Genomic DNA, 19,498 nt, shown 5'->3' with positions numbered 1-19,498 from the left:
ATCAGCGACGCGTGATCAGGCCCTGGCGCGCCACGCGCACCAGCTCGGCGATGCGTTGTTGCGCCTGCTCGGCTGCCGGCGCCTGCACCACGGCGAAATCGAAGGCGTCGGCAGGAAAGCGTGCCAGCGACTCGTCGCGCTGGACGAACTGAATGCGGAAGGCGCGCGGGCCGCTCCAGCGCTTGGGCCAACCTTCCAGATAACGCAGCAGCGTCGGCTGGTGGCTACCGGCGAGGAGAATGCGAGGATTGCGCAACGGCAGGCCCGAAGTGATGGGCGCCAGGCGAATGTGCGATTGGGGACAGGTCATGGTCGAGTCTCCGCCTCTTCGTTACCGCTGGGCAGCGGTGGGAGGCGACACCGAACCAGCGCTTTAGCGGAATTTCGGGCGTCTTCGACTCCCTCTGGCGCCCCGCAAGTAGCTGTTTAAATCGGCGCAGAGCGGCATCCTAGAGAAGCGGCGCGGCAGCGTCAAGGGCGCGTCAGGTGGCCGCGCGTACCCAACCTTCGATTGGCTGGAGCCTTTTTTGCGCACACCATCCAATCCGTCAGCGTTCCCCCGGCGCGACCCAGAAGGGCTCGCGACGTTTCGCCCTGTAACAGATCGATAGCAGCACGTTAGCCACCAGAACCTGCACGATTATCGCAAAGCCTTACCCTAGAGCCCTGCTCATCGCTATCGCCACGATGGCACGCTTCCTGCCAATAGCCTCATTGACGTACGCGCAACGGGACGAGCGCGCGAAACCGCAGGATGCGCCCAGACTGCCCCCCAACCACGAGAGCGCCCATGAATAAGAACAAGACCCTGCTCGCCCTCTGCCTCGGTGCCGGCCTACTGGTCAGCGGTCATACCCAGGCTGCCAGCTCCGGCTACACGCAAACCAAGTACCCCATCGTCCTCGGCCACGGCATGCTCGGTTTCGACAGCATCCTCGGCGTCGACTACTGGTATGGCATTCCCACGGCCCTGCGCCGCGACGGCGCCACCGTCTACGTGACCGAGGTCAGCCAACTGGACACCTCCGAGGCACGCGGTGAGCAGTTGCTGGCGCAAGTGGAGGAAATCGTCGCCATCAGTGGCAAACCCAAGGTCAACCTGATCGGCCATAGCCACGGCGGCCCGACCACACGCTACGTCGCGGCGGTGCGTCCGGATCTGGTGGCCTCGGTCACCAGCGTCGGCGCCCCGCACAAGGGCTCGGCTGCAGCGGACTTCCTCAAGAGCGTCAGTGATGGCCCGGTCGGCCCGGTCGCCACACCGATCCTGGTGGGCATCACCAACGGCCTGGGGGCGCTGATCAACTTCCTCTCCGGCAGCTCCAGCACCACGCCGCAGAATGCCCTGGGCTCGCTGGAATCGCTCAACAGCCAGGGCGCCGCGCGCTTCAACGCCAAGTTCCCGCAGGGTCTTCCGACCAGCGCCTGTGGCGAAGGCGCCTACAGCGTGGGCGGTGTGCGCTACTACTCCTGGAGCGGCACCAGCCCGCTGACCAACGTACTCGACCCCAGCGATCTGCTGACCGGCGCCGCTTCCCTGACCTTCGGCAACGAGGCCAACGATGGCCTGGTCGGGCGCTGCAGCTCGCATATGGGACAGGTGATTCGCGACAACTACCGGATGAACCACCTCGATGAGGTCAACCAGACCCTGGGCCTGACCAGCCTGTTCGAGACCGATCCGGTGACGGTCTACCGCCAGCATGCCAACCGTCTGAAGAACGCAGGCCTGTAATCCCTCGCCTCGGTCGGGGTCACTCCCGGCCGAGGCGTTGCTCGGGGAAACTCCGTGAAGAAAGCCCTCCTCCTCATGCCGCCCTTGTTTGCGGCCAGCCTGGCGCTGATGCTGTACCTGCAGCCGCCGTCCGATACACAGCCAAGCAGTATCATGCCGCCCAACTCCGCGCCCGCGCAGCCGGAACGCAGCGAGGCGAAAACCTCTGCACCCGCCACAACGTCGAAGCCCGCCAAACCGGCGCCACCGCTGAACCTGCCGCCCTCGTTCGCCGGCACCGAAGTGGATGGCGGTCTGCATGTCGACGCGAGCGGCCAATTGATCATCGACGAAGACATCCGTCGCCTGTTCGACTACTTCCTGGCCAGCCTCGGCGAGGAGAGCCTCGTGACCAGCGTCGAGCGCCTGCGCAGCTATATCGACAGCCGCCTTGACGAGCCAGCCCGCGCACGCGCCCAGACACTGCTCGACCAGTACCTCGATTACAAACGCGAGCTGGTGTTGCTGGAGCGTGACCTGCCACAACTCGCCAATCTCGATGCTCTGCGTCAGCGCGAAGCCGCCGTACAGGCCCTGCGCGCGCGCCTGTTCGACGCCGAGACCCACCAGGCCTTCTTCGCCCAGGAAGAAGGCTACAACCGCTTCACCCTGGAACGCCTCGCAATCGCCCAGGACGCGGGGCTCGACGCCGACGCCAAGGGCCAGGCCATCGACCGCCTGCGCGCCGGTCTGCCGCCAGAGCTGCAGGACGCCGTACTGCCACAGCTGCAACAGGAACTGCGCCAGCACACCGCGCGCCTGCAGGCAGCAGGCGCCAGCGCCGCGCAGATCCGTCAGATGCGCCAGCAAGTGGTCGGTGCCGAGGCCACCGTCCGCCTGGAGGTGCTGGATAACCATCGGCAGAACTGGCAACGCCGGTTGGACGACTACCTCGTAGCCAAGGCGCGGATCGAGGCTAGCGAAGGGCTCAGCAGTAGCGACCAGCATGCAGCCATCGAGGCGCTGGCAACGGAGCGCTTCGATGAGCGTGAACGTCTGCGCCTGGATGCGGCCGAGCAGCTCGCGGCAGCACGCAAGAACGACTGAGCACACCGTCAGCGAGCCATGGCTGGCACCATGGTCCCGATCCGACTCATCGGTTCCAAACCCACTGCATTCCCGCTAAAGTGACATTCCTGTCCGCCTCGCCGATCTTGAGCGACGAGCGAACCGGCAAAAAAGAACAAGAGGCTGCGAGACAACGCACCACTCGAAGGAGTGCCAATGAGCATCCACACCTCGGGATCCTGCCCCAGTGACCTGACTGCCTTCGTTGCGGATCATTTCCCCGAGCGCAACATTCGACCCGACGCGCCCATCGTCCAGTCCTGGTATCGCAGCGTCATGCAACATCGCCTCGATCCACACGGCATCGGCGAAAAGCATGTGCTCACTGCCAGTGAACTGCGTGAACACCAGCGTCTGCATCAGGATTACCTGAGCATCGCCAGCCAAGGCGTCACCGGTCTGGCCAAGCGCGTGGTACCGGCCGGTTTTGCCGTGTTGCTCAGCGACGAGCATGGTGTCACCCTCGATACCCGCCTGCCCCTGCAATACGACCTCTATACCCAGGCCGGACTGATCGTCGGTGCCTGCTGGGACGAGTCCACGGTCGGCACCAACGGCATCGGCACCGCGCTGGCCTCGCGCCAGGCCATGACCATTCATCACCAGGAACACTTCCTGGTGTCCAACTTTCGCCTGAGCTGCTCGGTGGCACCAATCTATGACGCGCAGAACATCCTACGTGGCTGCCTCAATGCCACCTGCCTGAACAGTGCAGGGCCGAAGGAAACGCAGTACCTCACCCTGCAACTGGTACTCATGTACGCACGGATGATCGAGAACGCCAGCTTCCGCCAGCGTTATCGCGACCGCATGACGCTCTCGGTGAAATCCCACGACGACATCAGCGACCTGGCCAATGAACAGTTGCTGGCCCTGGACGAACAGGGCCGGATCATCGGCGCCAACCATGCAGCCTTCGTCAGCTACCAGCAGGAACGCCAGATCGACCTACTCGGCAGCCGCATCGACCAGTTGCTGCCGGCCAGCGTTGACGAACTGCTGAGCCAGAGCAATGGCGGCGCTCGCAGCCTCAACCTGCGCACGTTGCAGGGTGACGCGCCAGTTGGCGTCAGCCTTCGTATCCCGGCCTTGCAGCCACAGACGCGCACCCGCGCTAAACCTGCCGGCAACAGCGAACATCCGGATCTGCAGCGACTGGGCGGCAGCGATTCACGACTGCAGGAAGGCGTGCGTTGCCTGCGCAAGGTACTCGACAAAGACATTCCGATCCTCATCACCGGTGAAACCGGCACCGGCAAAGAAGCCTTCGCCCGCGCCATTCACCAGGCCAGCGCACGCGCTCGCGGCCCATTCGTGGCGCTGAACTGCGCGGCGATTCCGGAAAGCCTGATCGAGAGTGAGCTGTTCGGCTATCGCGGCGGCAGTTTCACCGGCGCCAACAAGAAGGGCATGAAGGGCAAGCTGGAGTTGGCGAACGGCGGCACGCTGTTCCTCGACGAGATCGGCGACATGCCAGCGCATCTGCAGACCCGCCTGCTGCGCGTACTGGCCGAGCGAGAAATCTTCCCACTGGGTGCCGAAACGCCGGTGCCGCTAGATGTACAGGTGGTTTCGGCAACCCACCAGGATCTGACGCAGATGATCGCCAGCAAGGCGTTTCGGGAGGACCTGTTCTATCGCCTGAATGGCATGCCGCTGGCGCTGCCGGCGCTACGCGAGCGCACCGACCGCATGGAGCTGATCGATGACTTGCTGGCCCGCCATGGTCGTTTTCGCCTCAGCGAGACCGCACGTCAATGCCTGCTCGCCCACCCCTGGCCCGGCAATATCCGTCAGTTGTCCAGCTGCCTGCGCTATGCGGCGGCGCTGGCCGAGAATGGCAGCATCAATGTGGACTGCCTGCCGGCAGAACTGCAGCAGGTCAGCCGCAGCGGCGCGCCGGCGCTGCTGCCCGCCAACCAGTTGGCCAGCCGTGTGGAGAACGACGAAGCCCGTCATTTGCACGCTGCACTGCGCGAGCATCGCTGGAACATCAGCGCGGTGGCCGATGCTTTCGGCGTGGCGCGCTCGACCCTGTACCGCAGGATGAAGAAGTACGGGGTCGTGCAGCCCAACGATCTGTTCTGAGCGCGTGCATGGCTGACGTCTCTACAAGCGCACTAGCTTGCATGTAGTGCCGTAGGAGCGGCTTCAGCCGCGATTGTCGCCGCTAAAGTGCCTCCTACGGGTGTCCGCGCCTCGGAACGGCGCTGCACCTGGCGTCCATCCGTCACCGGTGCGCTGCCGTCGAAACAAAGAGGTTCGCGGACAAGTCCTCTCCCACCGGGAAACTGAGCTGCCAGGGGCAACTTGTGGGGGCGGACTTGTCCGCGAAAACTCGTCCCCCCATTCCTACAAAAAAGAGCGGGCCGACGCTACAGCACCGGCCCGCTCAAGCGTCTCTGGTTACTCCTGCGCGTAGATCACATGGGTATGGGTATATTCGTACAGCCCATGCTTGCCATCCGCGCCACCGATGCCGGACTTGCGCGTACCGGCATGGAAGCCCTGCATCGCTTCAAAGTTCTCGCGGTTGATGTAGGTCTCGCCGAAATCCAGCTCACGGCTGGCCTTGAGCGCAGCACTGAGGTTACGGGTGTAGATCGACGAAGTCAGGCCATACTCGCTGTCGTTGGCGCGCACGATGGCCTCGTCGAGGTCATCGACGATCTGGATCGGCAACACCGGACCGAAGATTTCCTTGCGCATGATCTCCATGTCGGTGGCGCAGCCGGCCAGCACGGTCGGCTGGTAGTGAAAGCCCTGGCCCAGATCGGCAACGTTGCCGCCGGTGATCACCTGCGCGCCCTGCCCGACCGCCGTGCGCACCATCTGCGCCACCTTGTCCAGACCGGCCTGATTGATCAGCGGGCCCATGTCCAGATCGGCCTGAGCGGACGGGTCGCCGTAGCGGGTCTCGGCCATCGCCGAGGCGATCTTGTCGATGAACTGATCAGCCACCTTGCGTTCGACGTAGACGCGCTCGGCGCAGTTGCATACCTGCCCGGTGTTGATCACCCGCGAGGCCTTGATGGCGTTGACTGCCAGTTCCAGGTCAGCGTCGGCCAGGACGATGGCCGGCGCCTTGCCGCCCAGCTCCAGGTTGAGCTTGGTGATGTGCGGAGCGGCAGCAGCCATGATCCGCGAGCCGGTACCGACGCTACCGGTGAAGCTGATCAGGTCGACACCGGCATGGCTGGTCAGCGCGCTACCCGCACCTGCACCCGTGCCGCCAACGACGTTGAACACACCAGTAGGCAGGCCAACTTCCGCCACCAGCTTGGCGAACTCGAAGCAGTTGATCGGGGTTTCTTCGCTGGGTTTGATGACGATGGTGTTGCCGGTCAGCAGCGCCGGCGCCATCTTGCGGGCGATGAGGAAGAACGGGAAGTTCCACGGCAGGATGCCGGCCACCACGCCCAACGGCTTGCGCAGCAGGAAGATGTGCTCGCCGGCGCGGTCGCTGGTCAGCACCTCGCCTTCCAGACGACGCGCCCATTCGGCCATGTAGTCGAGGTAATCGGCGGTGAAGTTAACTTCCACCTCAGCCAGCGCCGGTACCTTGCCGCCTTCGCGGGTGATGATCTGCGCCAGGCGCGGCGCATTGGCCCGCACCTTCTCGGCGATACGGCGCAGATAGCCGGCGCGCTCGATGGCCGGTTTGGCAGCCCAGCCTTTCTGCGCCTTGCGCGCGGCGGCGATGGCGCGGTCGACCTGTTCGTTGCTGGCCTCGGGGATACGTGCCAGCAGTTCGGCGGTAGCCGGGTTGCGCACTTCGATCAGCTTGTCGCTGCCGAAGAAGGCGTTGTCGATGTAGTTCTGATAAATGGTGTCGCTCATGGTCGCTCTCGCTATGCGGAGTGGGCGGACGAGCGCATGCCAAACCGGCATGCGCTCGCATGGGTCAGTTGGCGCTGAATTTTTTCCATGCGTCGCCTTCTTCCTGAAGGTCGTGGGCACGCTTGATCAGGTACTGGTGGATCTGATCGACCTGCTTGGCATCGAAGGCCTCGGCGAACGACGGCATGCCGTCCGGCACGCGGCCGCCATAGAGGATGCCGAGGAACATCTGGTGCTGCTCCGGCGCCAGCTTGCGCAGGTCAGGCAGCACGCCACCGCTGACGGCGTGGATACCGTGACACTGCGAGCAGTAGCTGTCGTACAGCTTGCCGCCGGCCTCTACGGTGGCGGCATCGCCGGTCAGCGCCGGTGGCTTCGGTGCGTCGGCCAGCGGTGCCGGCTCCTGCAGCTTGGCGGTGCCTCCGAGCTTGTAGGTCAGCACCTGGGCGTAAGGCTGTACCCCGGCACGCAGCGACAGGGCACCGGCGAAGGTGGAAAAGGCCCCGCCCCAACCGGCCATGAAGGTCACGTATTGCTCACCGTCCACTGAGTAGGTGATCGGCGCGGCCATCACGCCACTGGCGGCGGGTTGCTCCCAGAGCTTCTTGCCATCCTCGGCGGCGTAGGCGATCACCCGGCCATCGGCGCTACCCTCGAACACCAGGTTGCCGGCGGTACTCAGCGTGCCGCCGTTGAAGATGGTGATGTAGGGCACTTCCCAGGCAGCTTTCTGCTTCACCGGATCCCAGGCGATCAGCTTGCCGGACCAGGTCTTGGCCATCTCCAGCAGGCCGTCCGGGCCTTCCGGCATCATGCCGGTGCGCAGGCCGAGCTGGTACATGCTCTTGAACGGGTTACGCGCCGGCGCCTCCGGGATGTGCTCGTAGTAGGCGGACATGATGTGCGCCGGAATGTAGACCAGGCCAGTCTTGGGGTTGAACGACATCGGGTGCCAGTCATGTGCGCCCCAGAACGCCGGGGTGACCAGCTTGCGCTTGCCGTCCTTCCAGTAGGCGGCGGCCTCGTCGTCGACGATGGGCCGGCCGGTCTGCATGTCGATGCCCCTGGCCCAGTTCACCGGCACGATGTTCTCGGCCGACAGCAGCTCGCCGGTGGCGCGGTCGATGACGTAGAAGAAGCCGTTCTTCGGTGCCTGCATCAGCACCTTGCGCTGCTTGCCGTCGATTTCCAGCTCGGCAAGGATCATGTGCTGCGTGGCAGTGAAGTCCCAGGCGTCGCCCGGTGTGGTCTGGTAGTGCCAGGCGTACTCGCCGGTGTCGGCATCGATGGCGACGATGGACGACAGGAACAAGTTGTCGCCCTTGGCCTGGCTGCGCCATTTCGGATCCCACAGCGAGCCGTTGCCGACGCCGATATAGAGCAGGTTCAGCTCCGGGTCGAAGGCGAAGGAGTCCCACGCGGTACCGCCACCGCCCTGCTCGGCGAAGGCATCGCCGTACCAGGTCTTGGCGGCGATCTCCATGGCCTTGTCTTCCGGCGGCAGTTTGGGATCACCCGGCACGGTGTAGAAGCGCCAGGCCTGCTTGCCACTCTCGGCATCATAGGCGGTGACGTAACCGCGCACGCCGAACTCGGCGCCGCCGTTGCCGATGATGACCTTGCCATTGACCACGCGCGGCGCGCCAGTGATGGTGTAGCTGCGCTTGTGATCGGCACGGGTGTCGACCGACCAGGCAAGTTGGCCTGTCTTGGCATCGATAGCCTCCAGTCGGCCGTCTAGCACGCCAACGTAGACCTTGCCCTTCCACACCGCCACGCCACGGTTGACCGCGTCGCAGCAGGCCTCACCAGCGCGGTTGCGATCGGATTTCGGGTCGTATTTCCACAGCAGCTTGCCGTTGCGCGCATCCAGCGCGTAGACCACCGAGAACGGCCCGGTGGTGTACATCACACCATCGACGACGATGGGCGTGGCTTCCACGCCGCGGTCGATGTCCAGCTTGTAGCTCCAGGCCAGGCCGAGCTGCTCGACGTTCTGCTGGGTGATCTGCTCCAGCGGGCTGTAGCGCTGTTCGTCATAGGTACGCCCGTGGCTCATCCAGTTACCGGGTTCCTGGTCGGCGGCGATGATGCGCTTGCCATCAACATCCGCAGCCTGAGCAGCACTGGCCAGCAGTAGCGCGGCGAGCATAGCGGTACGGGGAAGACGCAGGGTGGGTTGCCAGTCGAGAGTCGAGCGGGCGATAGGCATGTTCAGGCCAATCGAACTCATGGTTTTTCTCCAGTTCTTGTTGTGACCGCGAACTTGATATCGCGGCTTGCAACTGCTGGAGCAACGCCTGTGCCAGTGATAACGAGAACAGCCAGAGCCCTGAACTTGCGGGCCTTACCGTTATTAACCGCTTAATCTAGCGTGCGGATGCAATGCAACACCTGTAGCGTTTTCCGAAACAACTGTTGCACTGGCGCTACAACTTCGTCACACACTTTGCGCAACAGTCTGCAAATAAATTCATCCGTTTGCGCAATAGCCGCACAGCGCTTGCCTGCTAACCTGCGAGCCGCAAGACAGAGGGCTCGAAACCCTCAGAAGGGCACAGGCAAAGGCCGGCGCCCCAAAAATCGGCACCAAAGTACAAGACGCAGGAAACCTTATAAGCATGGCCGTCTGGCAATATTTACTGCACAACTTTCGGCACTGTGCTTATTGCCCCGCAAGTTTCAAGCAAACCTGGCACGACCTATGGATATGAGTGAGTCTGGCGAGTATTCGCGCGCCAGCAAGCGGCCATTCTTGCGGCCGCAACCAACAAGAAGAAGCTGAAAAGGATTGGTGCCATGCGTTTCAAGCTGACCTACATCGCCCTGCTGCCGGGCCTGACACTAGCCGAACAGACGCCTTATCAGATCGACGAACTGGTGATCACCGGCAGCCGATACGAAGCCACCGGCTGGCAACTGCCCTTCTCGGTCAACCGTATCGATGCCGAGCAGGCCACACTGGGCAAGCCAGGGGTCAACCTGTCCGAGGCACTCGGCAGCGTGCCCGGACTGGTGGTGCAGAACCGTCAGAACTACGCGCAAGACCTGCAGATCTCCTCACGCGGTTTCGGTGCCCGTTCGGCCTTCGGCATTCGCGGCATCAAGTTGCTAGCCGATGGCGTGCCGCTGTCCAACCCTGACGGCCAGGGCCAGGCAGCGACCTTCGACATCGACACCCTGAAGCGCATCGAGGTGCTGCGCGGGCCGTTCGCCAGCGTTTACGGCAGCAATTCCGGCGGAGTGATCCAGCTGTTCTCGCGTGATGGCGAAGGCGCGCCCAAGGTATCGGTCGACAGCTCACAGGCCGCCTACGGCACCAGCCGTACCCGCATCGCGGCCGAGGGCGGCAACGACAAGGCCGGCTTCATCATCAACCGCTCGCACTTCGAGACCGACGGCTACCGCGACCACAGCGGCGCCATTCTCGACAAGACCTTCGCCAAGTTGACGCTGTACCCGGACGATGTCAGCAAGCTGAGCCTGAGCGTCAGCGAGCTGGATCAGAATGACACCCAGGATCCGCAAGGCCTGACCTGGGCTCAGGTGCAGAGCGACCGCCGCGCGGCGGCGCCCAGCGCCTTGCAGTTCGATACGCGCAAGACCATCGATCATCGCCAGTTAGCACTCAACTACGAACGCAGCTTCGCCGCCGGCACCTGGCAAAGCACGCTCTACAGCGGCACGCGACGGGTGATTCAGTACCAGTCGATCCCCGTGGTCGTGCAGAATCCGGCTTCGCAATCAGGCGGCGTGATCGATTTCGAGCGCCGCTTCCACGGCATCGGCAACCGCTGGATTCAATCCTTCGACCTGGGCAGTAGCCTGCTGACGGTTACGACAGGGCTGGATTACGACTATTCACGTGACGATCGGCAGGGCTTCGAAAACTTCGTCGGCACCACGCTCGGCGTGAAAGGCAACCTGCGCCGTGACGAACGCAACGAGGTCACCAGTCTGTCACCCTACGTCCAGGCCGCCTGGCAATTGGGCAAGCTCGATCTTCTGGCCGGCCTGCGCCACAGCCAGGTGGCATTCGAGGTGGACGACCGTTTTCTGAGCAATGGCGACGACAGCGGCTCGGTCACCTACCGCGAACTGACGCCGACCCTGGGCGCCAGTTACGCCCTGCTGCCCGACCTCAACCTCTACGCCAGCTGGGGCAAGGGCGTGGAGACGCCGACGCTCAACGAGCTGTCCTACTCCGGCCCCGACAACAGCTTCGGCTTCGACCTGAAACCCGCCACCAGCGAACAGATCGAAGTGGGCCTCAAAGCGCGCCTGGCTGAGGCCACCCGCCTGCAACTGGCACTGTTCCAGATCGATACCGACGACGAACTGGTGGTGGAATCGGCCAGCGGTGGCCGTTCACGCTTTCAGAACGCTGCACAAACGCGTCGTCGCGGCGTCGAGCTGGCCCTAGAAAGCCGCCTGAGCGAAACCCTACACGCCAACCTCGCCTATACGCAGATCGAGGCCACCTACAGCAAGGACTTCACCAGCAACGGCCGCCTGATCGAGTCGGGCAACAAGCTGCCGGGCATTCCCGCGCGCACACTGTATGGCGAACTGACCTGGCAGCCGCTGGGCTGGTTCAGCACCGCCGTCGAGGGCCTGTACCGCAGCCAGCTGTACGTCGAGGACAGCAACACCGCCAAGGCGGCGCCCAGTTATGCGCTGTTCAACTGGCAGGCCCGCTTCGAGCAGAAGGCCGGCGCACTGACCTTCAATCAGGTGCTGCGCATCGACAACCTGCTCGATCGTGAATACATCGGTTCGGTGATCGTCGGTGACGGCAACGGCCGCTATTACGAACCTGGCCCGGAACGCGCCTGGTACGTCGGCGCAGGCGTGCAGTACCAGTTTGATTAAGGGACACGCTGTTGTAGGAGGCGCTTCAGCGGCGAGCTTTTGTCGCGGTTTGAGCACATCCAACGCGCCCCATCACAAGCTCCGCGCAATCACCATGCGCTGCACATCGCTGGTGCCTTCGTAGATCTGACAGACGCGCACGTCGCGGTAGATGCGCTCGACCGGGAAGTCCTTGAGGTAGCCGTAGCCGCCCAGGGTCTGGATCGCTGCCGAGCACACGCGCTCAGCCATTTCCGAGGCGAACAGCTTAGCCATCGACGCCTCGGTCAAACAGGGCTGGCCGGCTTCGCGCAGGTTGGCGGCGTGATGCACCATCTGTCGCGCCACGGCGATCTGTGTGGCCATATCGGCAAGGCGAAACGCCACCGCCTGGTGCTCGATGATCGGCTTACCGAAGGTCACCCGCTCGTGGGCGTAATCGCGCGCCGCCTCGAACGCCGCCCGCGCCATGCCTACTGACTGCGCGGCGATGCCGATGCGCCCGCCTTCGAGGTTGGCCAGGGCGATGCGATAGCCCTCGCCCTCCTCGCCCAGGCGCAGATCGGCCGGGATACGCACGCCGTCGAGCTGGATCTGGCAGGTGTCGGACGCATGCTGGCCGAGTTTGTCCTCCACCCGCACCACCGAGAAACCGGGGGTATCGGTGGGCACGATAAAGGCGCTGATGCCCTTCTTGCCCGCTTGCGGATCGGTAACGGCGAAGACGATGACCATGCCGGCGTGGCTGCCGGAGGTGATGAACTGCTTGGCACCATCGAGCACGTAATGCTCGCCGTCTCGCCGCGCACGGGTGCGCAGGTCGCTGGCATCGGAGCCGGCCTGCGGCTCGGTCAGGGCGAAGGCGCCGAGCATGCTGCCCTCGGCCAGCGGGCGGAGAAAGCGCTGTTTCTGCGCCTCGCTGCCGTACTTGAGGATCGGCATGCAGCCCACCGAGTTGTGCACGCTCATGATGGTGGAACAGGCGCCATCGCCCGCGGCGATCTCCTCAAGTGCCATGGCATAGGCCAGGTTACTGGTCTCGGCGCCGCCCCATTGCTGCGGCACCAGCATGCCCATAAAACCAAGCGAGCCCATCTCGGCGATGGCCTCGGCCGGGAAGCGATGCTCGCGATCCCAGTCGGCGGCGAAGGGTTTCAGGCGCTCCTGAGCGAACTGGCGAGCCATGTCGCGGATAAGGATTTCTTCTTCAGTGGGCAGCATGGCTGGCTCCAGTGATGCGGTTCGATCGATCCGTGGGAGGCGCTTCAGCGGCGACAGTCGCGGCTCAAGCCCCTCCCACAGGTCAGGTGCGTAGATAGTCAGTACAACTCGATGGCCACGGCAGTAGCCTCACCGCCGCCGATGCACACGGAAGCAACACCACGCTTGAGCCCACGCTGTTTCAGCGCCGCCAGCAGGGTCACCAGAATGCGCGCACCGGACGCGCCGATGGGATGCCCCAGGGCACAGGCACCGCCATGCACATTGAGCTTGTCGTGAGCGATGCCCAGTTCACGCATGGCCACCATCGGCACTACGGCGAAAGCCTCGTTGATCTCGAACAGATCGACCGTCTCCAGGGCCCACTCGGTACGCGCCAGCAAGCGCTGGATCGCTGCCACCGGCGCGGTGGTGAACAGATTGGGCGCATGCGCGTGGCCGGCATGGCCGACGATACGTGCCAGCGGCGCAAGGCCGCGTTGCTGAGCCTGGGACAGACGCATCAACAGTAGCGCGGCGGCACCATCGGAAATGGAGCTGGCATTGGCCGCCGTCACCGTACCGCCCTCGCGGAACGCCGGCTTCAGGCCTGGAATCTTGTCCGGCCGCGCCTTGGGCGGCTGCTCGTCGCTATCCACCAGGCGCCGATCACGCCCCTGCGGTGCTTCCACGGCGACGATCTCGCTGGTGAAGCTGCCATCCGCAATCGCCTGCTGAGCACGACGCAGCGACTCCAGGGCGTAGGCATCCTGCTCCTCGCGGCTGAAGCGATACTGCTGCGCGCAGTCCTCGGCGAATGTGCCCATCAGCCGTCCACGCTCGTAGGCGTCCTCCAGGCCGTCGAGGAACATGTGATCGAGCACCTGGCCATGGCCCATGCGATAACCGCTGCGGGCACGGGCCAGCAGATACGGCGCGTTGGACATGCTTTCCATGCCGCCAGCCACCAGCACATCGGCGCTGCCGGCGAGCAACTGGTCATGACCGAGCATCAGCGCCTGCATACCGGAGCCACACATCTTGTTAAGCGTGGTGCACTGCACCGCCTGGCTGAGGCCCGCACCCAGCGCGGCCTGGCGCGCGGGCGCCTGGCCCTGGCCAGCCTGCAGCACGCAGCCCATCAGCACGGTATCCACCGCCTCGGCGGCAAGGCCGGCACGTTGCAGCGTGGCGCGAATCGCCGCTGCGCCCAGTTCGGCCGCCGTCAGCCCGGCCAGATCACCAAGAAAGCCGCCCATGGGCGTACGCGCGGCACTGACGATAACGATGGGGTCGAGTTGCTGGTTCATGATTTTCACCTTTTGATCTGCATTATTCCCGGAGCGCGTCCGGGCCATGTCCTGGCAGTAGGAGCGGCTTCAGCCGCGAAGGCTGCGTCATTTATTTCGCGGCTAAAGCGGAATGCCGCCCAACCGCTCCTACAAAAGCTAAAACGCGCTATTTCGCCGCCATACGCAGCGCGCCATCGAGGCGGATCACCTCGCCGTTGAGCATCGTGTTCTCGACGATATGCCGCACCAGCGCAGCGTATTCGTCGGGTCGCCCCAGGCGCGGCGGGAACGGCACGTTGGCCGCGAGAGAATCACGCACTTCCTGCGGCATGCCGGCCATCATCGGCGTCTCGAACACGCCGGGGGCAATGCACATCACGCGGATACCGGAACGTGCCAGATCACGCGCCGCCGGCAGCGTCAGTGCCGCCACTCCGCCCTTGGACGCGGTATAGGCGGCCTGGCCCATCTGTCCGTCGAACGCTGCTACCGAGGCGGTATTGATAATGACCCCGCGCTCACCGCCAGCGTTCGGCGTGTTTTGCGCCATGGCCTCGGCGGCCAGGCGCAGCAGGTTGAATGTGCCGATCAAGTTGACTTCGACCGTACGCCGGAAGCTATCCAGGCCATGAGCGCCGTTGCGCCCCAGCACCTTCTCGGCCGGCGCGACACCGGCGCAGTTGACCAGCCCGTGCAGGGCGCCGAATGCCGCCAACGCCAGCGCCACGGCTACTCGGCCGTCCTCTTCGCGAGTGATATCGGCACGCACGAAACGCGCGTTGTCGCCAAACTCGTCGACGGCCTGCTGCCCCGCCTCGGCGTTGATATCCAGCAGCACCACCTGGCCGCCCTGCCCGACCAGTTCGCGGGCCGTGGCCAGCCCAAGACCGGAGGCGCCTCCGCTGATCAGGAATACGCCGTGTTCGATTTGCATGATGAAGATTCCTCGAATCAGTGACTGGCGGCCGCCTGGACCTTGGCGATTTCCTGGTTGCGCAGCAAGAAGCGCTGGATCTTGCCACTCGGGGTCTTGGGCAGTTCGCTGACGAACTCGATCTCGCGTGGATAGGCATGAGCCGACAGGCGCTTGCGCACGTACTGCTGCAGCGCCTCGGCCAGGGCATCGTCGGCCGTGTGGCCGGCGTGCAGCACGACGAAGGCCTTGACCCGCTCGGTACGCTCCGGATCGGGCTTGCCAATCACCGCCGCCTCGACGACCGCCGGATGCTCGATCAATGCGCTCTCCACGTCGAAGGGGCCGACGCGGTAGCCGGAGGTGGTGATCACGTCATCGGCACGACCGACGAAGCTGATGCTGCCGTCCTCGTTGAGCTCCACCGTATCGCCACTCAGGTAGTAGTCGCCGACGAAGGCTTTGGTCGCCATGCCGCGATAGCCGGGAAACCAGAAAAGCGGCGAGCGCGACCGATCCAACGCCAGGATGCCGGGTTGCCCAGCAGGCAACTCACGCTGCTGCTCATCCAGCACCACCACGCGATGACCAGGCATGGCAAAACCAGCAGCGCCCAGGCGTACCGGGTGCTGCAAGGCATGGTGGTTGCACAGCACCATGCCCAGCTCGGTCTGCCCGTAGTGATCGTGGATGGTGCAGCCAAGGCCCTCGGCGAACCAGCGGATCACCTCCGGCGTCAGCGGCTCGCCCGCGCTGCTCACGGCGCGCAGGTGCCCCTTGATAGTCGCCTCCACCTCGTCACGCGCGGCCAGCAGCAGGCGGAAGGCCGTGGGTGAGCCGGCCAGGTTGGTGACGCCGTATTCACGGATCACCCGGCAGGTGCTCTCCACACTGAAAGCGCCCTCGTAAAAGGTGGTGGCATGGCCCAGCGCCAGCGGGCCGGTCACGGCGTAGTACAGTCCATAGGCCCAGCCGGGATCGGCCAGGTTCCAGAAGCGATCCTGCGGGCGCAGATCCACCGCTTCACGCATGTAACTGACGAAGGCGACGATGGCCCTGAGCGGCACCTGCAGTGGCTTGGCCAGGCCGGTAGTGCCTGAGGTGAACATCAACAGGAAAGGATCGTCGGCCCGGCGCATCACCGGCTCGAAGCGATCCGACTGCCGCTCCAGCTCAGCCCAGAAGTCTTCACCCACCACCAGCGCCGGCGGTGCCTGCTCTACCTCATCGAGCTTGACGCGGTTGAGCACGTCGGTAACCACCAGCTTCGAGCCGGCCGTATGCACCCGATGCTCGATGGCCTTGGGGCCAAAGGCGGTGAACAGCGGCTGATAGATGGCCCCGGCGCGCCAGGTGCCGAGAATGGTGATCAGCAGCTCCGGGGTACGCGGCAGGATGCCCGAGACACAATCACCAGCGCCGATGCCCCGGCTGGCCAGCAGGTTGGCGAAGCGCGCCGAGGCAGCCTGCAATTGCTCGAATGTCCAGGTGGCGCGCTCGCCATTGCGACCCTCCCAGATCAGCGCCGTACGGCTATTGCCGACATGGCGGTCGCAGCATTCGACACAGGCGTTGAGGGCATCGAGACGGCCGGCCAGGGTATTGGCGACGGCCGCGTCGAAATCGAACTCGCGGGCAGCGGTGAAGTAATCGCGCATCGGGGTGATCTCCCGGATTGTTCTTATTGGATGCGCCGATAGTTACCCCAGGCCGGCCGCGCGGCAATGTCGAAAGGTTTCAACCTGCCTGAGCGGAAATGACAAATCCCCTCGGTCAGGCGTGCTCGGCGTGGATCAAGGCGCGGTACTGGCCCGGCGTCGACCCCGTCCACTTCTTGAAGGCCTTGTAGAAGGCACTGCTGTCAGCAAAGCCCAGCTCGCAAGCCAGGTCAGTGAAATTGCTCTCGTCATGGTTCAGGCTGGCAATGGCCAGATCACGCCGCACCTGATCCTTGAGCCCCTGGTAGGACTGCCCGTGCAGCGACAGCTTGCGCCGCAGGGTCGAGGGCGCGATGTGGAAATGCGCGGCCAGCGCTTCCACATCCGGCCACTGCGCAGGACTGAGGCCGCGCAAATGCGCCTTGACGCGTGCGCCCAGGCTTTGCGGGTCGCGATAGCGCACCAGGATATTGCCCGGCGCCCCGGCAAGAAAGCGCTTGAGCTCATGCGGACTGCGTCGGATTGGCACCTGCAGGCTGTCGGCGTTGAACAGCAGGCGGCTCTGTCCGCGCGCGAACTGCAGGTTACGGGTGAACATCACCTGGTAGTCCTCGATGTAATCCGGTTGCGGGCAGCGCAGCTGAATGCCCAGCACGTCGATGCGTCGACCGGCCAGCCAACAGCCCAGACCATGGATGATCAGCCACAAGGTGAAATAGCCGAAGGCGCGGCAGGCCTGCCCAGGCGCCTCGTCGATGACGATGGCGGCCAGCCCATCGCGCACCTCCAGCCTCGGACTGAAATCATCGAAGACCAGGTGCAGAAAGCGCAGCGCGCCTTGCAAGGCCGCGCCCAGGGTCGGCTCCTTCGCTGCAGCACGGGCCATGAAGGCGAAACTGCCCACCTTCATCCGCCGCCGGTTCATGCCGAAGAATTCATCGTCCATCTGCCGGGCGATGGCCAGCCAGAGCCGGGCATAGGCCTCGGACGACACCCGCCCTTCGGGCTGCGCCAGCAGCTCGCCGTCGATACCGGCCTCGGCCAGCAACGCGGTGTCGTCGACGCCTAGCCGACGCAGCTCACATAGCGCTTCGAGTACCAGGCGCACGGAAATCGTGCCTTTTTCAGCGGACGCGCCTGCCATGAGTTCCCTTGTTCGTGGCTACCGACGAGAGCGGCATTCTAGAGGCTTTGCCGTAGCGCTTGTCCAGCCGAGCTGCTCGCTGCCGGCGGCAGCGACGTTGACAGCCTGCAAAAGCCAACTTAACGTTTACGTAAAGGTAAACAACAAGAACATCGCCATGCCCACCACCTACAGCATCTCCGACCTGGCTCGTGAACTGGACGTGACCCCTCGCGCCATCCGCTTCTACGAGGAACAGGGCATGCTCGCCCCCGAGCGCCGTGGCCAGGAGCGCATCTATCAGCCCAAGGATCTGGTGACCCTGAAACTCATCCTGCGCGGCAAGCGCATCGGCTTTTCCCTGGCCGAATGCAAGGAGCTGATCGACCTCTACGACCCCAGCAGCGGCAATCACAAGCAGCTCAATACCTTCCTCGCCAAGATCGCCGAACGCCGCCAGCAACTTGAACAACAGCTGCTGGATATCCAGCAGATGCAACTGGAACTGGATACCGCCGAGGAACGCTGCCTGGCGGCCCTGGCTGATACGACCGCCTAATCGCCCCACTACAAGAACAATCGCAGGTGACCCCATGAGCTACCCCACCCTCAACTTCGGCCTCGGCGAAACCCTCGACATGCTGCGCGACTCGGTGCACCAGTTCGCCCAGGCCGAGCTGGCGCCGCGCGCCGCGCAGATCGACCGCGACAACGAATTCCCCATGGACATGTGGCGCAAGTTCGGCGACATGGGCCTGCTCGGCATGACGGTCAAGGAAGAGTACGGCGGCACCGACATGGGCTACCTGGCGCATGTGCTGGCCATGGAAGAGATCAGCCGCGCCTCGGCGTCGGTGGGCCTGTCCTACGGTGCGCATTCCAACCTCTGCGTCAACCAGATCCACAAGAACGGCAGCGAGGCGCAGAAGCAGAAATACCTGCCCAAGCTGTGCTCCGGCGAGCATATCGGCGCCCTGGCAATGAGCGAACCCAATGCCGGCTCCGACGTGGTGTCGATGAAGCTGCGCGCGGAGAAGCGCGGCGACCGCTACGTGCTCAACGGCAACAAGATGTGGATCACCAACGGCCCGGACGCCCACACCTACGTGATCTACGCCAAGACCGACATCAATGCCGGCTCGCGCGGCATGACCGCCTTTATTGTCGAGCGCGACTTCAAGGGTTTCTCCCGTCACCAGAAGCTGGACAAGCTGGGCATGCGCGGCTCCAACACCTGCGAGCTGGTGTTCGAGGATTGTGAGGTGCCGGAAGAGAACATTCTCGGCGTCGAGGGCGGTGGCGTACGCGTTCTGATGAGCGGCCTGGACTACGAGCGCACCGTGCTCTCCGGCGGCCCCACCGGGATCATGAGCGCCTGCATGGACGTGGTGCTGCCCTACGTGCACGAGCGCCAGCAGTTCAAGCAGTCCATTGGCGAGTTCCAGCTGGTGCAGGGCAAGCTGGCCGACATGTACGCCGGCATGAACGCCTCCAAGTCCTACCTGTACAACGTGGCCCGCGCCTGTGATCGCGGCGAGGAATCGCGCAAGGACGCTGCGGCGGTGATCCTCTACACCGCCGAGATGGCCACCAAGATGGCCCTGGACACCATCCAGTTGCTGGGCGGCAACGGCTACACCAACGAGTACCCGGCCGGGCGCCTGTTGCGTGACGCCAAGCTCTACGAGATCGGCGCCGGCACCAGCGAGATCCGCCGCATGCTGATCGGCCGCGAGTTGTTCAACGAGACCAAATAAGCCTGCGTAGCCCGGATGCAAT

At 64.2% G+C, this 19,498-nt stretch carries 14 protein-coding genes; 6 read left to right on the top strand and 8 right to left on the bottom strand.

What is annotated here, in order from left to right; translation table 11 throughout:
• Nucleotide 1: 1 nt before the first annotated feature.
• Nucleotides 2–310, bottom strand: coding sequence for a class I SAM-dependent methyltransferase (locus VC352_RS00460; RefSeq protein WP_322977621.1), 309 nt, complete (start codon nt 308–310; stop codon nt 2–4).
• Nucleotides 311–790: 480 nt separating this feature from the next.
• Here VC352_RS00460 and VC352_RS00455 point away from each other — a divergent pair, with 480 nt between their 5' ends.
• The 3 genes from VC352_RS00455 (at nt 791) to VC352_RS00445 (ending at nt 4,930) form a co-directional block, all read left to right on the top strand.
• Nucleotides 791–1,735, top strand: coding sequence for a triacylglycerol lipase (locus tag VC352_RS00455; protein ID WP_322977620.1), 945 nt, complete (start codon nt 791–793; stop codon nt 1,733–1,735).
• Nucleotides 1,736–1,789: 54 nt separating this feature from the next.
• Nucleotides 1,790–2,821, top strand: a complete 1,032-nt coding sequence (locus tag VC352_RS00450) for a lipase secretion chaperone (RefSeq protein WP_322977619.1) — start codon at nt 1,790–1,792, stop codon at nt 2,819–2,821.
• Nucleotides 2,822–2,998: 177 nt separating this feature from the next.
• A complete protein-coding gene (locus VC352_RS00445; protein ID WP_322977618.1) occupies nt 2,999–4,930 on the top strand; it encodes a sigma-54-dependent Fis family transcriptional regulator in 1,932 nt (643 codons plus the stop codon).
• 318 nt (nt 4,931–5,248) lie between these two features.
• Here the strand turns inward: VC352_RS00445 and aldA are convergent, their stop codons facing one another.
• Both aldA and VC352_RS00435 read right to left on the bottom strand, forming a co-directional pair.
• Entirely contained in the window at nt 5,249–6,682 is a 1,434-nt protein-coding gene (gene aldA, locus VC352_RS00440) for an aldehyde dehydrogenase (protein ID WP_322977617.1), read from the bottom strand.
• A gap of 64 nt (nt 6,683–6,746) precedes the next feature.
• Nucleotides 6,747–8,915 carry a PQQ-dependent dehydrogenase, methanol/ethanol family gene (locus VC352_RS00435; RefSeq protein WP_322977616.1) on the bottom strand — a complete coding sequence of 723 codons (2,169 nt, stop codon included), beginning with the start codon at nt 8,913–8,915 and terminating at the stop codon, nt 6,747–6,749.
• A 566-nt stretch (nt 8,916–9,481) separates the two neighbouring features.
• Here VC352_RS00435 and VC352_RS00430 point away from each other — a divergent pair.
• Nucleotides 9,482–11,554 (top strand): TonB-dependent receptor, encoded by a 2,073-nt coding sequence (locus VC352_RS00430; protein ID WP_322977615.1) that lies wholly within the window; start codon nt 9,482–9,484, stop codon nt 11,552–11,554.
• A gap of 72 nt (nt 11,555–11,626) precedes the next feature.
• On the opposite strand, the gene VC352_RS00425 is transcribed toward VC352_RS00430, so the two are convergent.
• The 5 genes from VC352_RS00425 to VC352_RS00405 form a co-directional block, all read right to left on the bottom strand.
• Nucleotides 11,627–12,754, bottom strand: coding sequence for an acyl-CoA dehydrogenase family protein (locus VC352_RS00425; protein WP_322977614.1), 1,128 nt, complete (start codon nt 12,752–12,754; stop codon nt 11,627–11,629).
• A gap of 98 nt (nt 12,755–12,852) precedes the next feature.
• Nucleotides 12,853–14,043 (bottom strand): acetyl-CoA C-acyltransferase, encoded by a 1,191-nt coding sequence (locus VC352_RS00420; protein ID WP_322977613.1) that lies wholly within the window; start codon nt 14,041–14,043, stop codon nt 12,853–12,855.
• Nucleotides 14,044–14,191: 148 nt separating this feature from the next.
• Nucleotides 14,192–14,959, bottom strand: a complete 768-nt coding sequence (locus tag VC352_RS00415; protein WP_322977612.1) for a 3-hydroxyacyl-CoA dehydrogenase — start codon at nt 14,957–14,959, stop codon at nt 14,192–14,194.
• A gap of 17 nt (nt 14,960–14,976) precedes the next feature.
• The gene (locus VC352_RS00410; protein WP_322977611.1) at nt 14,977–16,596 is read right to left on the bottom strand and encodes an acyl-CoA synthetase; all 1,620 of its coding nucleotides are present in this window, start codon (nt 16,594–16,596) and stop codon (nt 14,977–14,979) included.
• A gap of 115 nt (nt 16,597–16,711) precedes the next feature.
• On the bottom strand, nt 16,712–17,740 hold the full coding sequence (locus VC352_RS00405) for an AraC family transcriptional regulator (RefSeq protein ID WP_322977610.1): 1,029 nt from the start codon (nt 17,738–17,740) through the stop codon (nt 16,712–16,714).
• Nucleotides 17,741–17,897: 157 nt separating this feature from the next.
• Here VC352_RS00405 and VC352_RS00400 point away from each other — a divergent pair, with 157 nt between their 5' ends.
• On the top strand, nt 17,898–18,278 hold the full coding sequence (locus tag VC352_RS00400; protein ID WP_322977609.1) for a MerR family DNA-binding transcriptional regulator: 381 nt from the start codon (nt 17,898–17,900) through the stop codon (nt 18,276–18,278).
• 34 nt (nt 18,279–18,312) lie between these two features.
• On the top strand, nt 18,313–19,476 hold the full coding sequence (locus VC352_RS00395; RefSeq protein WP_313406833.1) for an isovaleryl-CoA dehydrogenase: 1,164 nt from the start codon (nt 18,313–18,315) through the stop codon (nt 19,474–19,476).
• Nucleotides 19,477–19,498: the final 22 nt, after the last annotated feature.

The sequence above is a fragment of the Pseudomonas sp. C11 genome, assembly GCF_034683865.1.
Taxonomy (GTDB): Bacteria; Pseudomonadota; Gammaproteobacteria; order Pseudomonadales; family Pseudomonadaceae; genus Aquipseudomonas.
Note: the sequence above shows the minus strand (reverse complement) of the source record. Positions and strands in the feature narration are given on the sequence as shown.